The organism is Paludisphaera soli (assembly GCF_011064595.1).
Classification (GTDB): domain Bacteria; phylum Planctomycetota; class Planctomycetia; order Isosphaerales; family Isosphaeraceae; genus Paludisphaera; species Paludisphaera soli.
Genome location: NZ_JAALJI010000004.1, coordinates 23,312 through 45,343 on the forward strand (window position 1 = coordinate 23,312; position 22,032 = coordinate 45,343).

Annotated in this window: 18 protein-coding genes; 5 read left to right on the top strand and 13 right to left on the bottom strand. The window is 72.4% G+C overall.

Translation table 11 applies throughout. From position 1 onward, the window contains the following. Window positions 1-20: 20 nt before the first annotated feature. On the bottom strand, window positions 21-2,354 hold the full coding sequence (locus tag G6O68_RS06810) for a putative PEP-binding protein (protein WP_165246196.1): 2,334 nt from the start codon (window positions 2,352-2,354) through the stop codon (window positions 21-23). A gap of 408 nt (window positions 2,355-2,762) precedes the next feature. Between G6O68_RS06810 and G6O68_RS06815 the strand changes: the two genes are divergently transcribed. Next, on the top strand, window positions 2,763-3,887 hold the full coding sequence (locus G6O68_RS06815; protein ID WP_165246198.1) for a 3-keto-disaccharide hydrolase: 1,125 nt from the start codon (window positions 2,763-2,765) through the stop codon (window positions 3,885-3,887). An 85-nt stretch (window positions 3,888-3,972) separates the two neighbouring features. On the opposite strand, the gene G6O68_RS06820 is transcribed toward G6O68_RS06815, so the two are convergent. The 3 genes from G6O68_RS06820 to G6O68_RS06830 form a co-directional block, all read right to left on the bottom strand. Next, window positions 3,973-4,233, bottom strand: a complete 261-nt coding sequence (locus G6O68_RS06820) for a hypothetical protein (protein ID WP_165246200.1) — start codon at window positions 4,231-4,233, stop codon at window positions 3,973-3,975. 62 nt (window positions 4,234-4,295) lie between these two features. Next, a complete protein-coding gene (locus G6O68_RS06825; RefSeq protein ID WP_165246202.1) occupies window positions 4,296-6,896 on the bottom strand; it encodes a bifunctional serine/threonine-protein kinase/formylglycine-generating enzyme family protein in 2,601 nt (866 codons plus the stop codon). Between the two features lie 103 nt (window positions 6,897-6,999). After that, window positions 7,000-7,566, bottom strand: coding sequence for an RNA polymerase sigma factor (locus G6O68_RS06830; protein WP_165246204.1), 567 nt, complete (start codon window positions 7,564-7,566; stop codon window positions 7,000-7,002). A gap of 225 nt (window positions 7,567-7,791) precedes the next feature. Between G6O68_RS06830 and G6O68_RS06835 the strand changes: the two genes are divergently transcribed. Both G6O68_RS06835 and G6O68_RS06840 read left to right on the top strand, forming a co-directional pair. Further along, a complete protein-coding gene (locus G6O68_RS06835) occupies window positions 7,792-8,163 on the top strand; it encodes a hypothetical protein (RefSeq protein ID WP_165246206.1) in 372 nt (123 codons plus the stop codon). 97 nt (window positions 8,164-8,260) lie between these two features. After that, entirely contained in the window at window positions 8,261-8,512 is a 252-nt protein-coding gene (locus tag G6O68_RS06840) for a PEP-CTERM sorting domain-containing protein (RefSeq protein WP_165246208.1), read from the top strand. Between the two features lie 66 nt (window positions 8,513-8,578). Here G6O68_RS06840 and eno read toward each other — a convergent pair whose 3' ends face one another. The 7 genes from eno to G6O68_RS32335 form a co-directional block, all read right to left on the bottom strand. Then, window positions 8,579-9,874 (bottom strand): phosphopyruvate hydratase, encoded by a 1,296-nt coding sequence (gene eno, locus G6O68_RS06845; protein ID WP_165246498.1) that lies wholly within the window; start codon window positions 9,872-9,874, stop codon window positions 8,579-8,581. A 754-nt stretch (window positions 9,875-10,628) separates the two neighbouring features. Next, window positions 10,629-11,417 (bottom strand): serine aminopeptidase domain-containing protein, encoded by a 789-nt coding sequence (locus G6O68_RS06850; protein WP_165246210.1) that lies wholly within the window; start codon window positions 11,415-11,417, stop codon window positions 10,629-10,631. A gap of 41 nt (window positions 11,418-11,458) precedes the next feature. Next, window positions 11,459-12,478 (bottom strand): hypothetical protein, encoded by a 1,020-nt coding sequence (locus tag G6O68_RS06855; protein WP_165246212.1) that lies wholly within the window; start codon window positions 12,476-12,478, stop codon window positions 11,459-11,461. 125 nt (window positions 12,479-12,603) lie between these two features. Further along, on the bottom strand, window positions 12,604-13,230 hold the full coding sequence (locus G6O68_RS06860) for a hypothetical protein (RefSeq protein ID WP_165246214.1): 627 nt from the start codon (window positions 13,228-13,230) through the stop codon (window positions 12,604-12,606). Between the two features lie 72 nt (window positions 13,231-13,302). Continuing rightward, window positions 13,303-13,527, bottom strand: coding sequence for a hypothetical protein (locus G6O68_RS06865; RefSeq protein WP_165246216.1), 225 nt, complete (start codon window positions 13,525-13,527; stop codon window positions 13,303-13,305). Between the two features lie 126 nt (window positions 13,528-13,653). Continuing rightward, complete coding sequence (locus G6O68_RS06870) at window positions 13,654-14,697, bottom strand: DNA integrity scanning protein DisA nucleotide-binding domain protein (protein WP_240911086.1); 1,044 nt, start codon at window positions 14,695-14,697, stop codon at window positions 13,654-13,656. 216 nt (window positions 14,698-14,913) lie between these two features. Further along, on the bottom strand, window positions 14,914-15,732 hold the full coding sequence (locus G6O68_RS32335) for a hypothetical protein (protein WP_206108036.1): 819 nt from the start codon (window positions 15,730-15,732) through the stop codon (window positions 14,914-14,916). A gap of 456 nt (window positions 15,733-16,188) precedes the next feature. Between G6O68_RS32335 and G6O68_RS06880 the strand changes: the two genes are divergently transcribed. After that, complete coding sequence (locus G6O68_RS06880; protein WP_165246218.1) at window positions 16,189-18,342, top strand: hypothetical protein; 2,154 nt, start codon at window positions 16,189-16,191, stop codon at window positions 18,340-18,342. Between the two features lie 99 nt (window positions 18,343-18,441). Here the strand turns inward: G6O68_RS06880 and G6O68_RS06885 are convergent, their stop codons facing one another. Then, window positions 18,442-18,702: a hypothetical protein gene (locus G6O68_RS06885; protein WP_165246220.1), complete on the bottom strand. Its 261-nt coding sequence runs from the start codon at window positions 18,700-18,702 to the stop codon at window positions 18,442-18,444. Further along, window positions 18,663-18,857: a hypothetical protein gene (locus tag G6O68_RS06890; RefSeq protein ID WP_165246222.1), complete on the bottom strand. Its 195-nt coding sequence runs from the start codon at window positions 18,855-18,857 to the stop codon at window positions 18,663-18,665. The genes G6O68_RS06885 and G6O68_RS06890 overlap by 40 nt, the downstream gene beginning before the upstream one ends. A 137-nt stretch (window positions 18,858-18,994) precedes the next feature. On the opposite strand from G6O68_RS06890, the gene G6O68_RS06895 reads away from it, so the two are divergent. Then, on the top strand, window positions 18,995-22,009 hold the full coding sequence (locus G6O68_RS06895) for a DUF1549 domain-containing protein (RefSeq protein WP_206108037.1): 3,015 nt from the start codon (window positions 18,995-18,997) through the stop codon (window positions 22,007-22,009). Window positions 22,010-22,032 lie beyond the last annotated feature (23 nt).

A 22,032-nucleotide genomic window follows, 5' to 3' on the forward strand; every position in this document is an offset into this window, starting at 1 on the left:
CCTCGTCCTGCGGCAGACACTCAGGGCGCGGCCGGCAGGAACGGCCCGAGGGCCCGCGACACGTCGGCGGTCGAGCGCGCCCGCAGCAGGAGGCCCCGAAGCTCGGCGCGACGGTCGGGGGGGAGCGGGGCGACCAGCTCGCGCACGTCGCGGACGCGGTCGACGGCGACGCTCAGCGAGTCCGCCCCGAGGGCGGCGAGGATGAGCGCCCCGGACGGGTCGGCGGCCATCTCGCCGCAGGCGGAGACCGGCCGCGCGGCGTCGTGGGCGGCGTCGATCACCGAGGCGATGATGCGGATCAGGCCGGTGTGCAGCACGTCCTCCCCCCGGGCGCCGACGGGGTGGTCGCGGTCCTGGCCCAGGGCCGAGGCGATCAGGTCGTTGGTCCCCAGCGAGAAGAAGTCGACCCGGTCGGCCCAGTCGGCGATCAGGGGGGCGGCCGCCGCGACCTCGATCATCGCGCCGACCGGGACGTCGCCCTCGTGGGCCAGCCCCTCGCGGGCCAGCTCGCACCGGGCCTCCCGGATGGTGTCCAGGGCGAAGTCCAGCAGCGCCGAGCGGTCGACCAGCGGCACCAGGAGCCGCACCGGGCCGTTCGCCGCGGCGCGGAGGATCGCCCGCACCTGCTCCTTGAACAGCCTCTGCAGCGCCGGCGCCTCCAGGACCAGCCGCCAGTCGAGCGACTGCGAGGACGACGACGCGGCGACCGAGCCGTGGGCGAGCTTGTCCGGCCGGAGGTCGAACGTGCGGATCGTGACCGACCGCCCCTCGACGGCGTCGACGAGCTTGCGGTAGATCTCGACCTGTTCCTCCTCGGTCGGCAGCGTGCGACGGGCGAGGAAGATCATCTCCGAGCGGTAGAGCCCCACCGCGCCCGCCCCCGCGCCCACCACCCGCCCGGCCTCGCCCAGCAGGTTGACGTTGGCGTCCACGCGGGGCGAGGCGCCGGCCGAGTCGGCCCGCGCGTCCGGTTCGGTCGCATCGGCGAGGGGCGTCGCAAGCCGCAGGGGGGCGGGCGTCGCGGCCCCCGCCGGTTCGGCCCCGCCGTGGGGCGGGGGGCAGGGGCCGCCGCATCCCGGGGGGGGGTCGAGGATCAAGGTCCCCTCGCCGCCGTCGATGGCGACCCGGCGGCCCGACCTGACCTGTTCGAGCAGGCCGGGGACCTGGCCCAGCATCGGCACGCCCAGGCTCCGGGCCATGATGCCGGCGTGGCTCTGCGGCCCGCCGTGCTCCACGGCGACGCCCGCCAGGTGGTCGAGGTCGACCGAGAACAGGTCGAGGACCGAGGCCTCGCGGGCGATCAGGACGAGGCGTTCGCCGGCGACCACCTCGGCCGCGTCGCGCGGGCGGAGGTGCCAGAAGATCCGCCGGAAGACGTCCTTGATGTCGTAGATCCGCTCCTGGAAGAACGGGTTGGTCATCCGGGCGAAGGTGGCGACGTACTTCTCCAGCGTCCGGGCCACGGCGGCCTCGGCCGCGTCGCCGGCGTCGAGCCGGGCGTCGAGGTCGCGCTCGACGCTCCGGTCCTGGAGGATCATCAACTGGGCCTGGAGGATGGCCCCGTGGTCCTCCCCCACCAGCAGCGAGATCCGCCGGCTGAGCCGGGCGATCTCCTCGCGAGCCGCCTCGACGGCGACGGCCAGCCGGGCCTTCTCGGCCGCGGGGTCCTCGGCCGGGCCGTCGGGCAGGGGGCCCAGCCCGGCCTGGTCGTCGATCACGTAGGCGAGGCCGACGCCCCGGCCGGGCGAGAGCCCGCGTCCGCGGAGCGCCGGCGCGGGCTCGGGATGGGCCGGCGGCTCGGGCGTCTTCGAGGCCCCGGAGGCGGCCACCTGCTCCAGCAGCCGCGCGCCGGTGACCAGCGGCGCGAGCTGCGAGGCCACCGTCACCAGCATCCGGATCTCGTTCGGCGAGAACGGCCTGCGCTCCCGCGTCTGGACGACCAGCACCCCCTCGACCGCCCCCGCCTCGATGATCGGCACGCCCAGGAACGACCGGAACGGATCCTCCCCCAGCTCGCGGAAATACTTGAAGCGGGGGTGGAGCGACGCGTCGGCCTCCATCACGGCCGCCATCCGCTCGGCGACCAGGCCCGTCAGCCCCTCGTCGAACCGCATCCGCACCGTCCCCACCGACGAGGGGTCCAGGCCGACCGTCGCCGCCAGCACCAGGTCGCCCCCCTGGGGGTCGATCAGGTAGACGGAGCAGACGTCGGTCCGGAACCGCCCCTGGATGAGCTGGACGGTGTTCGCCAGCGTCTCCTGAGGGTCGTGGGAATGCGAGACCAGCTGGCTGACCTCTTCCAGGGTCAGCAGCAACGAGCTCTCCTGATTCGCGGCGATGGCGGCGTGCTTCATGTCGAAAAGTCGGGCGTCCGGCGTGCCTCGCCTGTCGTGAAAGGGGGGGACGTCGCCGTCCCCGGGACGCGGAAGCCGACAAGGTGAGCAAGAAACGTGCCGCTAGCCCCGGCTCACCCTCCCGAAGGCCCAGCGTGCGGGCGGGGACGCCCGGGAAAGCCATCCCGGCTCGGCGCGGAGCCCGGCCGCGAGGCAGGACTTGCGCGAGACGTGGGCACTCCCGGGGCGAAGGCCCGGTCGGGATTCTCGCCGGGGGGTCGATTCGAGGACCAGAGGGGGTATACTCGTCCTCGTCTCCATTCCGTTCCGCCCGGAAGTGACGCGGGCCGGCGGTGACCCTCGGCGACGGGTCGTGGTCGCGGCGGGGGCCCGTCCTCGCGCCGACCCTGGATCGAGGACCTCCGCATCATGATCGCGCGCACCATCCGGCTCGGCCGCTTCGTCCTGGGGGGCTCGGCGGTGGTCGCGGCCTCGCTGGCGACGGCCGGGGATCAGCCCCGAATCGCCTCGATCCCGACCCCCAGCGGCTGGCGCCAGCACGACGTCCAGCGTCCGAAGCCGACCGTCGCCGAGCCGGCCGAATGGTCGCTCGGCACCCCCGCGCCCCCGGACGCCGTGGTCCTCTTCGACGGCCGCGACCTGGGCGCCTGGCGATCCGCCGACGGCGGCCCGGCCGGCTGGAAGGTGGCCGACGGCGCGTTCGTCGTGACGCCCGGCAAGGGGGCGATCCGCACGAAGGAGGAGTTCGGCGACGTCCAGATCCACCTGGAATGGGCCTCTCCCAACCCGCCCAACGGCAACGGCCAGAACCGGGGCAACAGCGGCCTCTTCCTGATGGGGGCGTTCGAGCTCCAGGTGATCGACTCGTACAAGGCCGACACCTACGCCGACGGCATGGCCGGCGCCCTTTACGGCCAGTACCCGCCGCTCTACAACGCCGCGAAGCCCCCCGGCGCGTGGCAGGCGTACGACGTGGCCTTCCGCGCCCCTCGGTTCAGCCCCGACGGCGCGCTCCGCGAGCCCGCCCGGGTCACTGCGTTCCTCAACGGGGTGCTCGTGCAGGACAACGAGTCGCTCGTCGGCGGGACCTCGTGGCTGGAGGCCGTCGCGTACGAGCCCGGCGTCTCGACCGGCCCGATCCAGCTGCAGGACCACGGCCACCCGGTCAAGTTCCGCAACATCTGGCTCCGCAAGCTCCCCGAGCGCCGGCCCCCCACCGAGGCCGAACGCCAGGTCCCGAAAGTCGTCGAACTCCCCGCCGCCGACCTCGACGCCCTGGCCGGGACGTATGTGGAGCAGTCGAACGAGCCCGGCCTGACCATCCGGGTGAGCCGGCAGGACGACCACCTCTTGATGAAGCTCCCGTTCCGCGCCACGCCCCTGCGGATCGTCCCCGTCGCCCCGCTCCAGTTCGTCCTCCCCTACACCCAGGGGGGCCTGGCGTTCCAGAAGGACGAGGAAGGCAAGCCGACCGGCGTCTCCCTCACCATCGGCGACGGCGCGCCGCGGCCGATGCGGCGGGTCGAGGATTAAACGAGACGACGCCCCCTCCACATCCGGCGGGGGCGTCTTCTGGTTCGTCCTGGCGGGAAGCCGCTCCGGAGGCGGAGGCCGCCGGTCAGGCGCAGGGCATGTCGAACGAGTTCGTGGCCACCCTCCTGTTGAGGATGTCGCTCTCCGCCGAGGTCATCGCCGTCCATTCGGCGGTGACCTCGGTCACGAACTCGTTGTGCTCAACCTCCAGGCCTGCCAAGGGCTTATTAGCCAACGATTTGGAGCAGGAATACCCGCGATTGCAGCGGCTGACGACCGTCCAGTAGCCTGCGGGTCGCGTGCCGTCCGCTGGGTGGTAAGTCCAGGTGCAATAGCCTTTGCTCATCGCTCGCTCCTGATCGGATGGTGAGATGGCCACGGAGGGCCGAACTTGAAAAAAGCCATGGGTCAAGGCGTTGCGTCGTCCACCAGGGTCCGCGCCAGGCGGAAGCCGGAGGGGATCATCGGGGGCGTCGCGGGGCCTGGGGGGTGCATCGGCTCGCAGGTGAGGCCTATCGGGGACTGGATGCCCGACATCCCGCAGAGGGAGACCTGGTTCTGCCGCCCGAACGGCTCTTCCAGGGGGCCGTCGAAGTGGCACTGCTCCAGGCCGTTGCCGATCGCGTCGAACAGCCCCAGGTCGTTCGGCTTCAGGCGCCCCACGGCCTGGACGCTGGGCCGTCCCAGGGTGTCGGCCGTGAAGGCGTAGTACGGGATCAGCTCGTCGACGTCGCCGAAGTAGCAGGGCGTCGAGGTCCCCGCCCGGGCCGCCAGGAGGTACTCGCCCGTCGTCGGCGGCCGATAACCCCGGGTTGCGACGACTTCCGACGCGAGCGGGACCGTGTGGGCGTCCAGGCCGAGGGCGAACGTCGGCGGCGCGCCCGAGCCCGCGCCGAAGGCGTTCGCGAACGCGGCGGCGTCCAGGAAGCCGACCCCCAGGACCGGCTCGTCGTCGGCGAGCACGTGGCCGTACCCGGGACCGGGGAAGTCGGGGTCGAAGGTCCGATAGAGCCGCCAGGGGACCTCGGTGTCCGTGATCTCGAACCGGTGGCCGGTCGCCTCGTCGAAGATCGCCACGAAGGTGAGGCCCGAGGGGTCGACCCGCCATGAGAAGCCCGGGCGATAGTCGCGGCTCGCCAACTCGCGGTCGACGCCGGCGATCCAGGCCGCGAACCCCGAACGCTTCAGGAGCCACTTGGAAGCCCCGTGCACCCCCGGGTCGGGGTCGTCCCGATAGAGCGACCGGGCCAGCTCCGCGGCCGTCCACCGATCCGCCTCGGTCCACGAAGGATCGGGGACCTCGCCCAGCGCCAGGAGCAATTGGCGGCGGGCCGCCGGGGGGGTGGACGGGTCGGCCGCCAGCCCGACGATCGCGGCGGGGGGGACGCTCGCGGGGCCCAGAGAGTGGACGAGCAGCGATCGGGCGGAGGGGTCGTCGAGGTCGGCCAGGATCTCGGCCCCGGCCCGAGGCTCCCCGAGGAGGGCCATGGCGACGGCGGCGTTCGCGCGACGCCTCGCGGCGGCGAGGGGCTCCTCCCCGGCGGCCTCGGGGCGTCGCCGCGAGGCTTCCGACGCCAGCAGCCTCGACAGGTCCGGGACCGTCGAGGCGACGAGCCTCGCGATCGGCGCGACGTCCTTCGGGGGGAGCGTCAGGAGGCGGTCGACCGCGTACGCGGCGCATTCGGGGCGGACGGTGGCGAGGGCCAGGGCGGCGTTGAGCTTGCGGGTCGGCTCTTCGGCCTCGAACATGGCCGCCAGGCGAGGCGCCACCAGCGGGTCGCGCGGGCTCCGCTCGCGGACGACCTCGGCGGCGTCGGCGGGGAGGGCCGTCTCCATGCGTCCGATCCATTCCGAGGCCGCCATCGCGCGACGCTCCTCGACGATCCGCCCCCCCTCGGCCGCCAGGGCGACCGTCAGGCCCGCCAGCGTCGCGCCCGCGAGTTTCGAGCGATGTCGGCTGAGGAAGAAGAACGCCTTCCGGGCCCGGGTCGCGCCACGGACGGGCCGGCCGTCGGCGAGCCGCTTCAGGTCGTCGGCCATCTCGGCGGCCGAGGCGTAGCGGTGCCCCGGCTCCTTCCTCATCGCGGTGTCGACCACCGTGCACATGGCGCGGGACGGCCTCTGGCAGGCTTCCCGCAGCGAGGGCGAGGGGAGGGTGCTCTGGAGCAGCTCGAAGATCTCGCCGCGCGAGGCGGAGGCGTACGCCCGCCGGCCGGCGACCATCTCGAACAGCACCCCGCCGAGGCCGTATACGTCGCTGGGCCGGCCGATCTCTTTGCGCGAGCCCCGGACCTGCTCCGGCGCCATGTAGGCGACCGTCCCCACCGGGCCCTCCCGGAGCGAGGCCGAGGCCTCGGGGTCGTCCAGGAACGAGGCCAGGCCGAGGTCGGCGATCTTGGGCCGGAAGTCGGGAAGGTCGCCGTCCCCGCCCTCGCCGACCCGGGCCAGCAGGATGTTCCCCGGCTTCAGGTCGCGGTGGCAGAGGCGCTCCTGGTGCAGCCGATGCACCCCGTCGGCGACCTGCGCCATCAGCCTGGCGGCCCATTTCTCGTCGGCGCGCCACCCCTTCGGCCGCCCTTGCAGCCAGGAGGCCAGCGAGCGGTCGCGGCAGTACTCCATGACGAAGTAGGGGCGGCCGGCGCCGTCGTCCTCGCCCGCCTGGACCACGCGGACGACGTTCGGATGGTCGTCGATCCTCTGGAGGTTCCGCGCCTCGCGCAGGAACTCCAGCCGGAGCAGGGGGCTGCCCAGGACCAACTCCGTGGGGACCTTCGCGGCGCGATCGCAGCGGAGGTCGGGGTCGTGCACGCGGTAGACCCGGCCGAACGTCCCCGCGCCCAGCTCTTCCAGGATCGGGAACTTGTCGATCCGCCCGGCCGCGGGGGGGGCCTCGCCCGGGCTGCGGAGGATCCCCCGCGCGAGTTTGCCGAAGGCGTCGAGGTCGAACGACGAGGGGTCGGCGCCTGCGGCCTCCGTCTCGATCTCGTCGGATTCGTGCGGCCGGGTCATGGCGTTGATCCTGGAACGAAGGGGCCCGACCGGATGGATGCGCCGCCGCGGATTCGCGGGACTTGGACACCCGGATTTTCCCGTGCGTCCGGGGCGGGCATGGTCAGGAGAGGTCGAGCGTACCGCCCTGCGCCGCGTAGGCCGCGCGGAGCCGTTCCAGGGCCCGACGGCGGAGCCGGCGCACATAGCTGTCGCAGACGCCCGTCCGGGCGGCGATCTCCCCGCTCGACTTCCCCTCGACCAGCGTGAGGGCCAGGATCTCGCGATCCTGGGCGTCGAGCGACCGCATCGCCCGCGCCAGCGCCTCCTCCCGCGCGGCCCGTTCGAGCTTGCCGCTGGGCGTGGTCCCCGGGTCGGCGACCTCGTCCCCTGCGATCAGGACAGTCGCCGCGCCGCCGCGTCGCAGCGCCTTCCTTTTGCGCCACGCCAGGGCGACCTTGCGGACGAGGATGGTCCGGAGCCAGGCGGCCTCGGCTTTCTCGGACGATGCCGGACCCGCTCCCCGGGCGCGGGCCTCCAGCGCGGCGACCCACGCGTCCTGCGCGTGGTCCGAGGCGGTCGTCGCGCCGTCGCCGCGGGAGCGGCCCGCGCGCCTCGCCAGCCTTCGCACGAAGGGATCATGCCTCGCCAGCCGTTCCGCCGCGGCGAGGTGAGTCGATGGATTCTTCACGGTCGAGTCCCGGTTCTCGAGGTCACGGCATCCAGGACTGAGGTGGGATGGCCCGCGGCCACCGTCCGACGATCCTGGGTCGGAATCCATGCCCCAGGATAGTAACCGTTAAGAAGATTTCAAGATCGAGCGTCCCGCACGTCCGCGGATCGGCCCCGATCCGCGACGGACGATGCGGCGCCGGGACCGGCGTCGGCCCCCGAACGAGGCACCAAGGAGATGGTCATGAGACGAACGACCTGCTTGATGGGGATCTTCATCGTCGCGGCGACCTCGGCTGCGACGGCGCGTGCGGAATTCATGGTGCGGGACGTCCGCTCGACGGGGTCGATCGCCAGCCTCGACGAGGCGGACGCGCTGCTCGGCGGCGCGGGGGTGCTTCGCGAGGCCACGGCGACCCGGGCCTTCCTCGACCTGTTCGACGCCGCCGCGGACACCGGCGAGGGGAGGGGAAGGTTCGGCAACGACCTGTCGTTCCCCGGCGACGTCGCGGGGGTGGCCGGGAGGGAGTCGCGGTCCGCGCGACGGCCTCGATCGTCGTCGGCGCGGCCGGGACATACACGTTCGGCGTCAATTCGGACGACGGCGTGCGGCTGAGGATCGACGCGGGCGCCGGGTTCCAGGACGTGATCGTCGACCCGGCGGTCCACGCGCCGTCCACCATTTCGGCGTCTTCACCTTCGCCGCGGCTGGCGTGTACGCGCTCGACCTGGTCTTCTTCCAGCACGGCGGCGAGGCGACGCTCGAGCTGTTCGCGGCGGCCGGCTCGTTCGGCTCGTTCAACGAGACGACCGCCTGGCGGCTCGTGGGCGACGTCGCGAACGGCGGCCTGGCGACGACGTCCGGCCCGACCGCCGTCCCCGAGCCGCCGGCCCTGGCCCTGCTCGGCCTGGGGGCGGGGGTCGCGGGACTCGTCGCGCGGCGCCGAGGGCCGCGCCGCTCCTGAGGCCGGATCGGATCCGCCGCCGGCGCGGGGCGAGGGCCCGGCGCCGGCGGCCGTCATCAAGGGGGGTCAGCCGCGGACCTTGGGGCCGGGGCCGTAGACGGCGTCCTGGCCGAGTTCGCCCTCGATGCGGAGGAGCTGGTTGTACTTGGCGATGCGGTCGGAGCGGCTGGCGGAGCCGGTCTTGATCTGGCCGGCGTTGGTGGCGACGGCGATGTCGGCGATGGTGGCGTCCTCGGTCTCGCCCGAGCGGTGGCTGATGACCGACGTGTAGCCGGCGCGGTGGGCCATCTCGATCGAGGCCAGGGTCTCGGTCAGGGTGCCGATCTGGTTCACCTTGATGAGGATGCTGTTGGTGGCCCCCTCGGCGATGCCGCGGGCCAGGCGCTCGGTGTTGGTGACGAAGAAGTCGTCGCCGACGATCTGCACCTTGCCGCCCAGCTCCTTCGTGAACTCGGTGTAGCCGGCCCAGTCGTCCTGGTCGAGCGGGTCCTCGATCGAGATGATCGGGTACTTGGCGACCCACTCGGCGAACAGCTCGATCATCTGCCGGCTGGAGTACAGCTTGTCCGGGGCGGACTTCCAGAACTTGTAGCCCTTCTTGTCCCCCTCGTCGAACAGCTCGGAACTGGCGCAGTCCAGGGCGATGGCGATATCCTTGTCGCGGCCGGGCTCGTAGCCGGCCTTGGCGGTGGCGTCGAGGATGTACTTGATGGCCTCTTCGTTGTCGAGGTTGGGGGCGAAGCCGCCCTCGTCGCCGACGTTGGTGTTGTGGCCGGCCTTCTTCAGCACCGACTTGAGGGTGTGGAAGATCTCGGCGACGACCCGGATGCCCTCGGAGAAGCTCTTGGCTCCCACGGGCATGATCATGAATTCCTGGAAGTCGATCTTGTTGTCGGCGTGCTTGCCGCCGTTGATGATGTTGGCCATCGGCACCGGCAGGACGTGGGCGTTGGCCCCGCCGATGTAGCGGTAGAGGGGCAGTCCGTGGGCGGCGGCGGCGGCCTTGGCGGCGGCCAGGCTGACGCCCAGGATCGCGTTGGCGCCGAGGTTCCCCTTGTTGGGGGTGCCGTCGGCCTCGATCATCGCGCGGTCGAGGCCGATCTGGTCGGCCGGGTCGCGGCCGACGACCACCTTGGCGAGCGCGCCGTTGACGTTGGCGACGGCCTTCTGGACCCCCTTGCCCAGGTAGCGCTTCTTGTCGCCGTCGCGCAGCTCGACGGCCTCGTAGATGCCGGTGCTCGCGCCGGAGGGGACGGCCGCGCGGCCGAGGGTGCCGTCGGCCAGGACGACGTCGACCTCGACGGTCGGGTTGCCTCGGCTGTCCAGGATTTCGCGGCCCTTGACCTGCGCGATCGCGGCGATCGACTGACTCATAAACGTTCCTCGGATTCCTGAAAAAGTTCGATTCCGGTCCGGGCGCCCCCGCTCGTCGCGAGGCGGGCGCCGTCGCCCGGCCCGCGCCGAAGCGGTCGGTCGCGGGGGCCGTTCGGCCTCGCGAAGGGCCCGTTTCCGGTCGCGGCCTCGCGGGCCGCATCCTGTTCGGCCGGAGATCGAGCGGGTTCCGGCGGAGCGCCTCGGGATCGCGACGGGCGGGGGCCCGATCGACGATCGCGCGGTCCGGGCGCCTTCGCGATCGCGGAAGGCCGGATCGGGTGCGCCGTTTGGTTCCCCTTTTTATCCGACAACCACGCCGAACGGTCAAGACGCTGGTCGCCGCGTCGCGGCGGGCGAGCCGCGTCGACTTCGCGATTCCCGTGCGGCCTGTCGGTCTGAGGCGAGTGCGGGCGGCCCCCGCCCCTCGGATGCGAAGGGGTCGTCAAGGGGGTGGTCGTCTCCTGGAGAGGAGGCGAGGGCCGCCGCGCGGTGCAGTTCCACGGCGAGGGTTCTCGCGGAGCGTCCCGTCGTCGCCCGACCGAGCCGGGTCGCAGGACCGGCCGGGGGGTCGACGAGGCGAGCGTCCGGAGCGGGGGCCGTCGGCATGGGGCCGAGGGACCGCGTTCCCGACGCTCGTGACGGCGTCCGCGGAGGGGGAGAAGGCCGTCGGGGCGAGGGTCGCTCCCGACGGCTCTATGGGTATCGGCCGGGTCGTCGCGGCGGCTTGACCCCCGCCGGGGATTCAACCGCCCGGCGGGCCTCCGACCCGCAGCAAGGGCACGACGTACCGCGACAGGAAGCGCGGCGAATCCGGGCCCAGGTGGCCGCCGAAATAGCCCGAGAGGCTCATGGCGGGGGTCCAGCGGACCTGGCGGAGCTTGGCGTAGGCCTCGACCCGCCGGGGGGCGTCGGCCGGGCCCGGCGTGCGGAAGCCGACGAGCCCCGCGCCCCGGCCCCAGACGCGGTCGGACGTGCCGAAGACGCCCGTGCCGACCCCCAGGAAGAAGACGTCGAGCGGCGACCAGAAGACGACCAGCTCGCGGCGGACGCGCTCCAGGGCCCGCGTCAGGTCGTATCCCGGGGAGAGGGCGGGGGCCAGCAGGACGGCCCGCTCCACGTCGGCGGCGTCGAGCCGCTCCAGGGCCTGGACCATCACGGCGCAGCCGCCGGACTTGCCGACGAGGAAGATCGGCGCGTCGGGGCGTCGGGCCCGGAACAGGCGCACCGTCTCGGCCACGTCGCCGGCGCGGGCGGCGCAGTCGGCGGCGTTGGTGAGGTCGGCGTACCACCGGCCGACGCCGTGGCCCCAGCGCACGACCCAGGTGGTGTAATCCAGCCCCGCCCGGCGGACGGCGCCGGCCAGGGCGCGGCCGCAGAGGTCGAACCCGCCGATCCCGTCGGCCACCAGCACCAGGCCCTCGCAGGGGACCGCGGGGTCGGTGATCGCCTCGACGGCCGCGGCGGGCGAGGTCCGCCGCCGCGGGCTGGGGCTCGCGGGGGGGCGCGGGGGTCCTTTGCGTAGCCAGCTCATGAAGCTCCCTCGCCCCGGCGGGCGGTCGCGCTCGGTTCGGTTCAGTCGTGCCAGGGGCGGTCGCGCTTCCGCGTCCGCTTCAGGGCCTTCACGGCGATCTCGACGTCGTCGGCCACCTGGAAATCGAACATGCCGGCGATGATGAAGTCGGCCCCGGCGGCGTAGGCCTGCTGGAAGCCCACCTGGGGGGGGATCGCGCCGGCGGCCATCACCTTGAAGGCCAGCCAGGGGCGGTCGACGGCCCGCATGACCTCGATCGTGCGGCCCGGGTCCACGCAGAAGATGTTGTCGTGGTACTTGTCGTGGTCCTGGCTGTACTCGCGATACCAGCACCATTCGTCGCGGGCCTCGGGGGGCGAGGCCGACCAGTAGGCGTCCGGGTGGAACGTCTTGACGTAGTAGTCGGGATTGAAGCCGCGCTCCTCGCTGGCGATCGTGGTCAGGAGCGAGTGGCTGCCGACCCCGGCCGGGACGCCGGCGGCCTTGATCGCCTCGACGATCTTCGCCACCGCGTCGAACTTCTCGTTCATGATGCAGCGGTCGGTGTGCATGCCGTGGGTGTAGAGCGCGGCGGCACCCCGGCCGACCAGCTCCTGGATCTGATCCTTGACGGCGGCGATGTCCGCGAAGTCGGCGTCGACGCAGAGGATCGCCCGGATGTTCCCGCCGCGCTCCTTGTTGTAGCGCTCGACGTACGGGTAGCAGCCGGGGTTGAGCTGGATCGCGTCGATCCCGGACTTCTCGGCCAGGGCCAGGGTCTCGAAGATGCGTTCGTCGGTGTTGTACTCGCGGAGCAGGCGGGAGACGTAGAGCAGGTCGCGGCTGTGGGCGTAGCCGCCGATGAGGTTCCCCCCCAGGATCAGGCGGCCGAGGGCGAGCGGCCCGAGCTTCCCCTTGGGGAGCGGATCGCCCGCATAGACGGCGCGGGCCGGCGCGGCGGCCGGTCCCTCCTCCACGGCCGCGCCCAGGATGCGCTCTTCTCGACTCAGCAACGCCCCGGCTGCGGTCGCGCCGAGGAGGGCCGAATTGAGGAAACCCCGACGGTCGGTTCGTTCCGCCATGGTCGAACCTCCTGAGAGTGCGGGCGGGAGGGAGGCCCGCGGAGGGGGGATCGCCGGCGATGCGGGCTGGCGACCTGAATTCTACCACGCCCCGGCGGCGCCCACCAACGGGTGCGCCGCTCCGATCAGAACCTCCGGGGGCCGAGCCCTTCCGCTTTTCCTTCGATCTTCTCGATCGTCCGGCGCCGCCGGTTCTCGTCCAGGGACGCCGCCAGCCGCAACGCCGCATCGGGGTCGTCGGGGGCGATCACCAGCGCCGCTCGTTCCAGTTGACGCCGCCGCTTTCGATTGGCCGCGTCCCGGCAATCCTTCAGGAAGGGCGCGAGGACCCGGTCGCGAAGCTCCCGCCGCGTCGGGGACAGGGCGTGGACGTGGAACAGGAGGGCGTCGGCCCGTGAGGCGGGGCTCGGCTCCTCGACGATGGTCCTGATGACCCGGGCGACGGCCTCGAGCAGCACGCGGTCGATCCGCTCGCTCGCCTCGCGTCCGGGATCGCTCCGGTTGGCGAGCGCGGCGACGGGCCAGGCGACGACCGTCACCGACCGGTTGGCGCCCTCGACGGACCACCCGTCCTCAAGCGAATCGGCGATCAGGCTGAGGAACGTCTTCGGATCGGGCGCATGCCGGGCGACCGAACTCAGGGCCTGGCACCGATACCAGGGATCGCCGATGTTCCGCGCGATTCTCAGCGCCTGGTCGTTATTCCAGCCCGCCATCCGCGCGGCGTGATCACGGTCGTTGGTCGCGGACATGGTTCGCGGACGCCCCTCGCTCGGGTTCGGACCTGGCTCGTTTCTGATGAGGGGATGGCGCCCGCCGAGGGCTCAGAAGTCCGCGTCCGGCTTGCTTTTCGCGTCGTCGGCCAGCCCGCAGTTCGCGCGGAGGCGATCGAGCGTGTAGTCGTCGAGGTAGGTCGCCACCGCGCCGCAGTCGAGGCACGCGGTGGCCGAGATCGTGGCCCAGCGCCACCAGCGGTACTGGAGCCCCCCGTGGAGGGTCCCGTGCTGCAGGCGGCCGCCGCCGCAGGTCGGGCATCGGCTCGGTTTCATGCGATCGGTCTCCGGGGCCGATGACCAGGGCGGCGACGCGGTCCGGCGTCCACGCCCCTCCTCTCCGGCGATTCGTGAAAGCCGCGGTGATCTGGGGCGGGGGACCCGGTCGGGAAAACGGCCGGCTCAGCCCGGCCGAGACGGGGCGGACGGCGCGCCTTCGGGGGGCTTCTCGGGGGCCTTGGCGGGCCGGTCTCGTTCCCGCTCGCGCTCGCGTTCTCGGGGGCGAGGGAGTTCGCCGGGCTCGGTCTCGGCGTCCTGCCACTTCATGGCGCGGGCGTGGCGCATGGGGGCGATGCGGAGGATGACCTCGCCGTCCTGGAAGATGCGGACGGTGCCGTTGGACTGGCTGACGACGACGGCGACCGCCTTGGTGACGCTGGTGATGGCGGCGGCGGCCCAGTGCCGGGTGCCCAGCCCCTTGGGGAGCGTCAGGCCGGCGACCGGGGCGTCGATCAGCCGGCAGGCGGCCTCCACGGTGCCGTCGCGGGCGACGACGAACGCGCCGTCCATCTGGGCGATCTCCTTGATCGCCTCGCGGACCTTCGGGTCGCGCACGTTGCGTTCCTTGCGCTTGTAGCCCTTGAACGGGTCGAAGCCGAGGGGGCGGGTGCGGACGAGGACGTTGCGGGCGTCGCCGACGACGATGAGCGAGCCGACGGCCTTCCCCTCGCGGCCTTCGCGGCCGATCTCGACGGCCGTGTCGACCACGGCCTTGAGGGTGTCGAACGGGACGGAGGTCTCCAGCGCCCGGAGGTCGCGTGCGGAGAGCCGCTCCAGGTGCTCGCCCAGGCGGATGACGCTCATCGAGTCGAGCGCCTCGGCCTCGAAGCCGGAGTAGACGACGACCACGCGGGCGCCCGCCTTGACGTGGTCGTAGGCGACGGCCTCGATCAGGGCGAGCGTGATCCGCTCGGCGATCGCCGCCTCGCTCGGCTCCAGCTCGATCGCGATCAGGCCCGCCTCCCGGACGGCCTCGATCTGGCGGTCGGACGAGCTGGCGATCAGGAAATCCACCCCGCCGTTGGCCACGGAGCGGACGAGGTCCCACTCCAGCGGCCCCTCGGGCATCACCAGGACGGCGGTCGCCCCCAATCGTTGCGCCGACCCCGAGGCGATCGACAGGATCGGCAGCGGGGCGGTCCCCTTGGAGGTGTTGGGCGGGGTCACGGAAATCCTGCCTCGATCGGTCGGACGGGTCGGTCGGGAGTGGAAAGAACGACGCCCGGAAGAAGCTTCCGGGCGCGAGGCGAGGACGCGGTCGGCGCGGCCGGCGGGATGGTGAGAGGGGGCGACGGCGTTCGTGCTCGTCCTCCCCCTCATCCGCCCTTCGGGCCACCTTCCCCCGCCGGGGGGGAAGGACTTGAGGTTGCGGCCTCTTGGTGGTCACTCGGCCTTGGGGGCCTCGGCGGGGGCTTCAGCCTTGGGGGCCTCGGCCGGGGCTTCAGCCTTGGGGGCTTCGGCCTTGGGGGCCTCGGCGGGGGCTTCGGCCTTGGGCTCCTCCTTGGGGGCTTCGGGCTTAGGTTCCTCGGCCTTGGGGGCTTCGGGCTTGGGCTCCTCCTTGGGTTCCTCGGCCTTGGGGGCCTCGGCCGGGGCGGCGGCCGGGGCGGGCTTGTCCTTGCGGACGGCCTCGATGTGGCGGTTCAGGATGGCGGCGCGCTGGTTGTACCAATCCTTGAGGCCGGCGTTGGGGTTCACGATCCGGACGTCCTGGACGTAGTTGACGCCCTCGATCTTGCCGAAGCCGGTGAACCACGCGCCGAGGACCTCGGGGCTGACGGCGTAGGGCTTCTTGCCGTCCTTGTTCTTCAGGGTCTTGCCGTCGTCGGCGTAGCCCTTGATGAGGATGTCGAGGATCGGCGGCGGGTCGATCGAGGAGTCGACCAGGCCGGCGTCCTGCGCCGCGACGATCGCCTCGGCGACGGCGTGGCGGGCGGCCTCGAGCTTGGCCTCGACCTCGGGGGGGATGGTCGGCGGGGCGGTGTCGGCGGGGGTCTCGGCCTTCGGGGCCTCGGCCTTGGGCTCCTCGGCCTTGGGGGCCTCTTCCTTCTTCGGCTCCTCGGGCTTGGGAGCCTCGACCGGGGCTCCTGCCTTCTCAACCTCGACCTTGGCCTCCTGGGCGAACCCGCGGCCGAGGCCGACGACGCCCAGGGACACCACGAGGCCCGCGGACCATGCAAGCAAGACGTTGCGGCGCAACACCATCGTTCTCCTTTGATTCGGCTCGTCGCCGGTCGCGGCGCGGCGGTGGGATCCGTCCGCGCCCGGGGAATCCGTCGTTCCCGAGGTCGACTTCGTTTCAATCCCCGCTTCCAGTACGTCCCGGCGGAAACATCCCGCCAATGTAACGGTCGAATTTCCCCGACGCCAGGGGACGGCGGGCCCGCGAAGCCCCCGAATCGACGGCGATGGCGGTCGGCGAGCCGGCTGCGAGACGCGCGTCGGGCCGGGGATCTTCGCTGGATTATCCAGTTTGCCCGGTTTCGATCTTCTTGCGCCGGTCCTCGGGGTGGGTTGAGTTATGCCAAGGGGGTCGGATTGCCGAAATGAAGGGAGGAAGCCGTTTGGTCGCGAGATCAGGACGAGTCGCGATCGTCGCCCGGTCAGGTTTCAGGGAGGGATGCGATGGGACGCTCGCCGTCGGACACCAGGAGGAGCCTGATGCGTCGGGTTCGGCCCATCATGGAAGACCTGGAGCAGCGTCGGGTCATGACCGCGACCCCGCAGGCCGTGATGGCCGGCGGGTCGGGGGTCGATCCGATGACCTACGCCTCCGCCCCGGTCGTCGCGCCGGGCGCGACGGGAGAGGACGCGCCGATCCTCTACACGACGACCGCCGGGCCGGGCGAGATGCAGCCGATCTCGACGGGCGAGGTCCCATACGACCCCCGCATCGCCGAGACGGGGGCCCCGGTCGTGGCGAGGGCACCTCGGGGTCGGACGGCGACCCCGGCCGCGGCCACGCGGGCGACGCCCGGGGTCTTCTCGAACAACTTCCAGCAGTTCTCGTACACGACGCCCCGGGGGACGCGGGTCACGCTCTCGATCCAGGGCCGGGGCAGCCTGGAGGGGACGTTCGTCGACTCGGCCGGCGCCCTCAACCTGCGCTACGACCTGAGCAACGCCTACACGAAGATCGTGTCGAACGTCCACGGCGGGACCGGCCGCGCCGACCTGGCCTCGGTCATGAGCCGCGACCAGGCGGAGAGCGGGGCGATCAACAGCCTGAGCGGGATCGGCTCGCCGTTGATCGGCATGATCAACCTCCGCCAGTTCGACCTCGTCCCCGGCGGCACGGTGAACGTCACGGCGGGCATCGGCGTGCTGGGGCTGCGGTCGGCGGGGCCGAACTCGCAGATCCAGCTCCGCGCCCTGCCGGAGAGCGTGACGCTCGACGCCTCCGAGCGGAGCGACACGACGGGCAACACGCCGACCTACAACAACAGCCTGGCGAACATCATCGACGTCGAGTCCAGCAACGGCACCGACTCGAACAACATCCAGAATCAGGTCGTCAGCGACGTCTTCTTCGTGCAGTCGCTGGCCGGCTCCGACGGCGAGTTCATCTCGGCGGGCGACTTCGCGCTGCAGTCCGACACCCGCGACCCCGGCCCGCCGCCGCCGCCGCCGGGCGTGGTGCTGACCATCGACAACATCCGAGGGAACCTGCCGGTCGTCCCCGACCTGCAGACCGACCCGCGGATCTTCGGCTACGACCCGGTCACGGGCCGCGTGCTGCGGTTCCAGGTGAATCTGAACCAGGGGACCGGCGTGGTCGACACGGCCTTCGCCCCGATCGCCGTGGCGGGCGCGCCCGAGGACGTCGGGGTGGCGCTCGGGAAGGTCGGCCGCCGCCAAGTGCTGGTGGTGAACACGGGGACGACCGCCTCGGTCTACGACGCGACCTACGGCACCGGCCTGGGCTCGTTCACCGTCCCGGCCGGGTTCAGCGAGACGGCCTCGACCGACTCGCTCACGGTGATCGGCAGCACGGCGGCGAACCAGCTCCTGCAGGTCGACCTGGCGTCGAGCCTCGCGGCCGGGACGGTCGTCGCCCCGCCGGCGAACCCCGCACCGTACACGCCCCCCGCCGGCGTCTCGCTGCTCGGCGGGATCACCGGCCTGCCGGGCTCGTTCCAGGTCTATTCCACGGTCGGGGCGGCCTTCAACACGCTCCAGCCGCTGCAGGACCAGCTCGGCTACCTGAACGTCGCGGCCGTGACCACGACGACCGACCCCCAGGGCGGCCTCAATCTGGTGAACCGCTTCAGCACGACCCAGCTCCAGGCGTTCGCGCCGGGCGGGAACTACACGCCGATCCCCGGCGGCAACCCGAACGACGTCGGCACCTCGGTCGGCAGCATCGACCGCAGCATCGCCGTGAACACCGGCCTCGCCAACGGCGCCTCGGCGCCGAACACGATCCAGCTCTTCAGCCAGCAGACCCAGACCCGGCGCGGGACGGTGGTCCTGGACTACGGCAACCAGCTCTCCGACCTGAGCGAGGGCTTCCGCCCCGACCTCGCCGGCTCCGTCCTGATCGACGTCCAGGGGACGATCCAGTCGATCCGGGGGACGACGGCCGACGGAATGGTGCTGAACAACGCGGGGCTGCTGAACCTCGTCTCGTTCCAGCAGGTGACGAACTCGGCGATCGTCGGCGAGCCGGTGGGGCACATCCGCATCAACCGCCGCGACAACGTGACGATCTCGTCGACGGCCCGCTCGGTGGCCGGCCGAGGCGGCGTGACGTTCGTCCCGGCCCTCCAGCAGATCGGCCCGCTCTCGCAGACCTTCGACCGCCCGCAGCCCTGAGCCCGGGCCCTCGACCGCACGCGAAGCGCAGGCCGACGGCCTCGATCCCGACCGGGGACCGAGGCCGTCGGCGTTTCGAACAGCGGCTTCACAATCGGGTCAGTACGGCGACATCGTGCCGTCCGCGTGGGTGATGTAGCGGGCGCCCCCGTAATTGATGAGGTAGCCGGCGGGCGTGCCGTAGTAGCCCCCCGGGATCTGGTATCGCCGGGCGACGGGGGCCGCGTAGCGACCCGGCCCGAAGCCGCTCCGCCCTCGGCCCCGACCCCATCCCCAGTCGCCCCGGTTGCGGACGGGGTACGACCCCGGCTGGGCCGGGATCACCCGACCGCCGGGCGCGCCCGGGTCGTAGCCGGGCACGAGCCGACCCCCGGACGGCCCGGGTCGATCAGGACGCGACCCCCCGGGCGGCCCACGTCGATCACCCCGCCGCCCTGCGCCCGCGCCTCGACCCCGCCGGCCGCCAGGCCGAACGCCGCGACGGCCGCCATGAAGACAGTCCTGGAAGCATTCATCCGATCAACTCCTCGATTCGAAACCTGCGGGCGGGCGATCCTCGGCCCGCTTCCTCGGGAGGGGTGTCTCGCAAGCCTCGTGCCGAGCTTACCCCCTCGCCAGGCCCCTCCGGAGGGGCTATGATGACGAAGTCTTCATGGATGCAGGATCACGGCTTTCGGGGGCGTTCGACATGGCCCGATTCGCCATCATCGCGGGGCTGGGATTCGTCGCGGCCGGGCTCGCCGCGCGGGGCGACGACGTCCTGCCCTCGCTCGACCGCCGCATCGACTTCGAGGCCGAGGTCCGCCCGCTCCTGACCGCCCGTTGCGCGGCCTGCCACGGCCAGCAGACCCAGAAGTCCGGCCTCCGGCTCGACCGCAAGAAGCCCGCCCTGCGCGGCGGCCACGAAGGCGCGGCCATCACCCCCGGCGACGGCGAGGGGAGCCTTCTCGTCCAGCTCGTCACCGGGCTCGACGAGGACCGCATCATGCCCCCGAAAGGGGGCCGGCTGACCGCCGACGAGGTGGCCCTCCTCCGCACCTGGATCGACCAGGGCGCCGAGTGGCCCGAGGAAGGGGACGACCCGCGCTCCTGGTGGTCGCTCCGCCCGCTGGCCCGGCCCGCCGTCCCGGCGTCTCCCGCCTTCGCCGACGCCCCCCCCGCGCGGAACCCGATCGACGCCTTCCTCCGCGCGAAGCTCGCGGAGAAGGGACTGAAGCCCTCCCCCGAGGCCGATCGCCGCACGTTGATCCGCCGGCTCGCCTTCGACCTGACCGGCCTGCCGCCGTCGCCCGAGGAAGTGGCCGCGTTCGTCGCCGAGCCCGACCCGCGGGCTTATGAGAAGCTCGTCGACCGCCTGCTCGCCAGCCCGCGATACGGCGAGCGCTGGGCGCGGCACTGGCTGGACGTGGCCCACTACGGGGACTCGCACGGCTACGACAAGGACAAGCCCCGGCCCAACGCCTGGCCCTATCGCGACTATGTGGTCCGCGCCTTCAACGCCGACAAGCCGTACGACCGCTTCGTCGCCGAGCAGGTGGCCGGCGACGTGCTGTTTCCGGACGATCCGGCGGCCGTCGCCGCGCTGGGGTTCCTGGCCGCCGGGCCCTGGGACTTCGTCGGCCACGCCGAGGTGTTCGAGACCAAGTCCGACGGCAAGGTCGCCCGCCACATGGACCGCGACGACATGGTGGCGGTGACGATCAACTCGTTCCTCGGCCTGACCGTCGGCTGCGCCCAGTGCCACGACCACAAGTTCGACCCGATCGCCCAGGAGGACTACTACCGCCTCCAGGCCGTCTTCGCCGCCGTCGACCGCGCCGACCGGCCCTTTTACGACGACCCGGCCGTCGCCCGCCAGGCCCGCGACCTGCTGGCGAAGGTCGAGGAGGCCGATCGCGAACGGAAGCGGCTGGCCGACGCGGTCGCCGCCCAGGCTGGGCCCGCGCTCGCCGAGCTGGACGGCCGCATCGCCTCGGCCGGCTCGCCCGCCGCCGAGCGTCCCGAGTACGGCTACCACAGCGCCCTGGCGAGTCGCGACGACGAAGCCCGATGGGTCCAGGTGGACCTCGGCCGCACGGTCGCGATCGCCAATGTCGTCCTCTGGCCGTGTCGCGACGACTTCAACGGCATCGGCGACGGCTTCGGCTTCCCCGAGCGCTTCAAGGTCGAGGCGTCCGACGACCCGGCGTTCGCCCAGGGCGTGACGACCCTCGCCGACCGCACCGGGGCCGACGAGCCGAAGCCGGGCGTCGCCCCCCGAAGCTTCGAAGCGAAGGCCTCGGGACGCTACGTCCGCGTCACCGCGACCCGGCTGGCCGAGAGGCTGAACGACTACAATTTCGCCCTCGCCGAGCTGGAGGTCCTCGACCCCTCCGGCGCCAACGTCGCCGCCGGCGCGAAGGTCGCGGCGCTCGACACGATCGAGGCCCCGCCCCGCTGGCGGGCCGCGAACCTCGTCGACGGGATCGCGCCCGGACGCCAGTCGGCGGACGTCGAGCGGCTCAGGGCCGATCGCCGGGCCCTGCTGGCGAAGGCCGTCGACCCGGCCGTCCTCGAAGCGCAGGCGAAAGCCGAGGAGGCGATCCGCCGGCTCGATGCCGAGAAGGCCGCGCTCCCGGCCCCGAGGAAGGTCTACGCCGCCACGATCTACGACGGCGGCGACGCCCCGTTCCGCGGAACCGGGCCCGACGGCGGCCGGCCCCGGCCGATCTTCGTGCTCGATCGCGGCAGCGTGGACAAGCCCGGCAAGGAAGTCGGCCCCGGGGCCCTGAACGTCTTCCGCGAGCTTCCCGGCGAGCTGGCCGTCTCGCCCGACCGCCCCGAGGGGGAGCGTCGCGCGGCGCTGGCCAAATGGCTGGTCGACGACCGCAACCCGCTGACCTGGCGGGTGATCGTCAATCGGGTCTGGCAGTACCACTTCGGCCGGGGGATCGCGGCGACCTCCAGCGACTTCGGCAAGATGGGCCAGACGCCGACGCACCCCGAGCTGCTCGACTGGCTGGCCGCCGAGTTCCGCGACGGCCGCCGGTCGCTCAAGGACCTGCACCGTCTGATCGTGACGAGCGCCGCGTACCGCCAGGCTGCGGCCGGAAACGCCGAGGCCGAGGCGGTCGACTCCGAAGACGCCTACCTCTGGCGCTCCCCTCGCCGCAAGTTGGAGGCCGAGGCCGTCCGGGATTCGGCCCTCGCCGTCTCGGGCCTGCTCGACCCGTCGATGTACGGCCCGGCCTTCGCGGAGTTCGTGATGGAGCGGCCCGAGCACTCGCCGCACTATGAATACGACCTGATGCGTCCCGACGACCCGTCGATCCGCCGGCGGTCGATCTATCGGTTCCTGGCCCGCTCCAAGCCCCAGCCGTTCATGACGGTCCTCGACTGCGCCGACCCGTCGATGCAGGTCGACCGGCGGGGCGAGTCGGTCTCTCCGCTCCAGGCCCTGGCCCTCTATAACAACGGGCTGATGCTCACGTGCGCGAAGGCCCTCGCCGCCCGCGTCGAGCCCGCCGGCGACCGCCGCGCCCAGGTGGCCGAAGCCTTCAAGCTGGCCCTCGCCCGCGAGCCGTCGCCCGACGAGCTGGCCGGCCTGGATGCGCTCGCCGCCGAGCACGGCGTCGCCAGCGCGTGCCGGGTGATTTTCAATATGAATGAGTTTGTGTTCGTGGATTGAGGGCGGGCGGCCAGGCCGGATTC

What these genes read in the sequence shown, in the direction of transcription:
- G6O68_RS06895 (WP_206108037.1), top strand. Translation starts at nt 18,995, where the DNA reads ATGGATGCAGGATCACGGCTTTCGGGGGCGTTCGACATGGCCCGATTC.
- G6O68_RS06815 (WP_165246198.1), top strand. Translation starts at nt 2,763, where the DNA reads ATGATCGCGCGCACCATCCGGCTCGGCCGCTTCGTCCTGGGGGGCTCG.
- G6O68_RS06880 (WP_165246218.1), top strand. Translation starts at nt 16,189, where the DNA reads ATGCGTCGGGTTCGGCCCATCATGGAAGACCTGGAGCAGCGTCGGGTC.
- G6O68_RS06855 (WP_165246212.1), bottom strand. Translation starts at nt 12,478, where the DNA reads ATGGCGGAACGAACCGACCGTCGGGGTTTCCTCAATTCGGCCCTCCTC.
- G6O68_RS32335 (WP_206108036.1), bottom strand. Translation starts at nt 15,732, where the DNA reads ATGGTGTTGCGCCGCAACGTCTTGCTTGCATGGTCCGCGGGCCTCGTG.
- G6O68_RS06850 (WP_165246210.1), bottom strand. Translation starts at nt 11,417, where the DNA reads ATGAGCTGGCTACGCAAAGGACCCCCGCGCCCCCCCGCGAGCCCCAGC.
- G6O68_RS06890 (WP_165246222.1), bottom strand. Translation starts at nt 18,857, where the DNA reads ATGAATGCTTCCAGGACTGTCTTCATGGCGGCCGTCGCGGCGTTCGGC.
- G6O68_RS06825 (WP_165246202.1), bottom strand. Translation starts at nt 6,896, where the DNA reads ATGACCCGGCCGCACGAATCCGACGAGATCGAGACGGAGGCCGCAGGC.
- G6O68_RS06835 (WP_165246206.1), top strand. Translation starts at nt 7,792, where the DNA reads ATGAGACGAACGACCTGCTTGATGGGGATCTTCATCGTCGCGGCGACC.
- G6O68_RS06820 (WP_165246200.1), bottom strand. Translation starts at nt 4,233, where the DNA reads ATGAGCAAAGGCTATTGCACCTGGACTTACCACCCAGCGGACGGCACG.
- G6O68_RS06810 (WP_165246196.1), bottom strand. Translation starts at nt 2,354, where the DNA reads ATGAAGCACGCCGCCATCGCCGCGAATCAGGAGAGCTCGTTGCTGCTG.
- G6O68_RS06860 (WP_165246214.1), bottom strand. Translation starts at nt 13,230, where the DNA reads ATGTCCGCGACCAACGACCGTGATCACGCCGCGCGGATGGCGGGCTGG.
- G6O68_RS06865 (WP_165246216.1), bottom strand. Translation starts at nt 13,527, where the DNA reads ATGAAACCGAGCCGATGCCCGACCTGCGGCGGCGGCCGCCTGCAGCAC.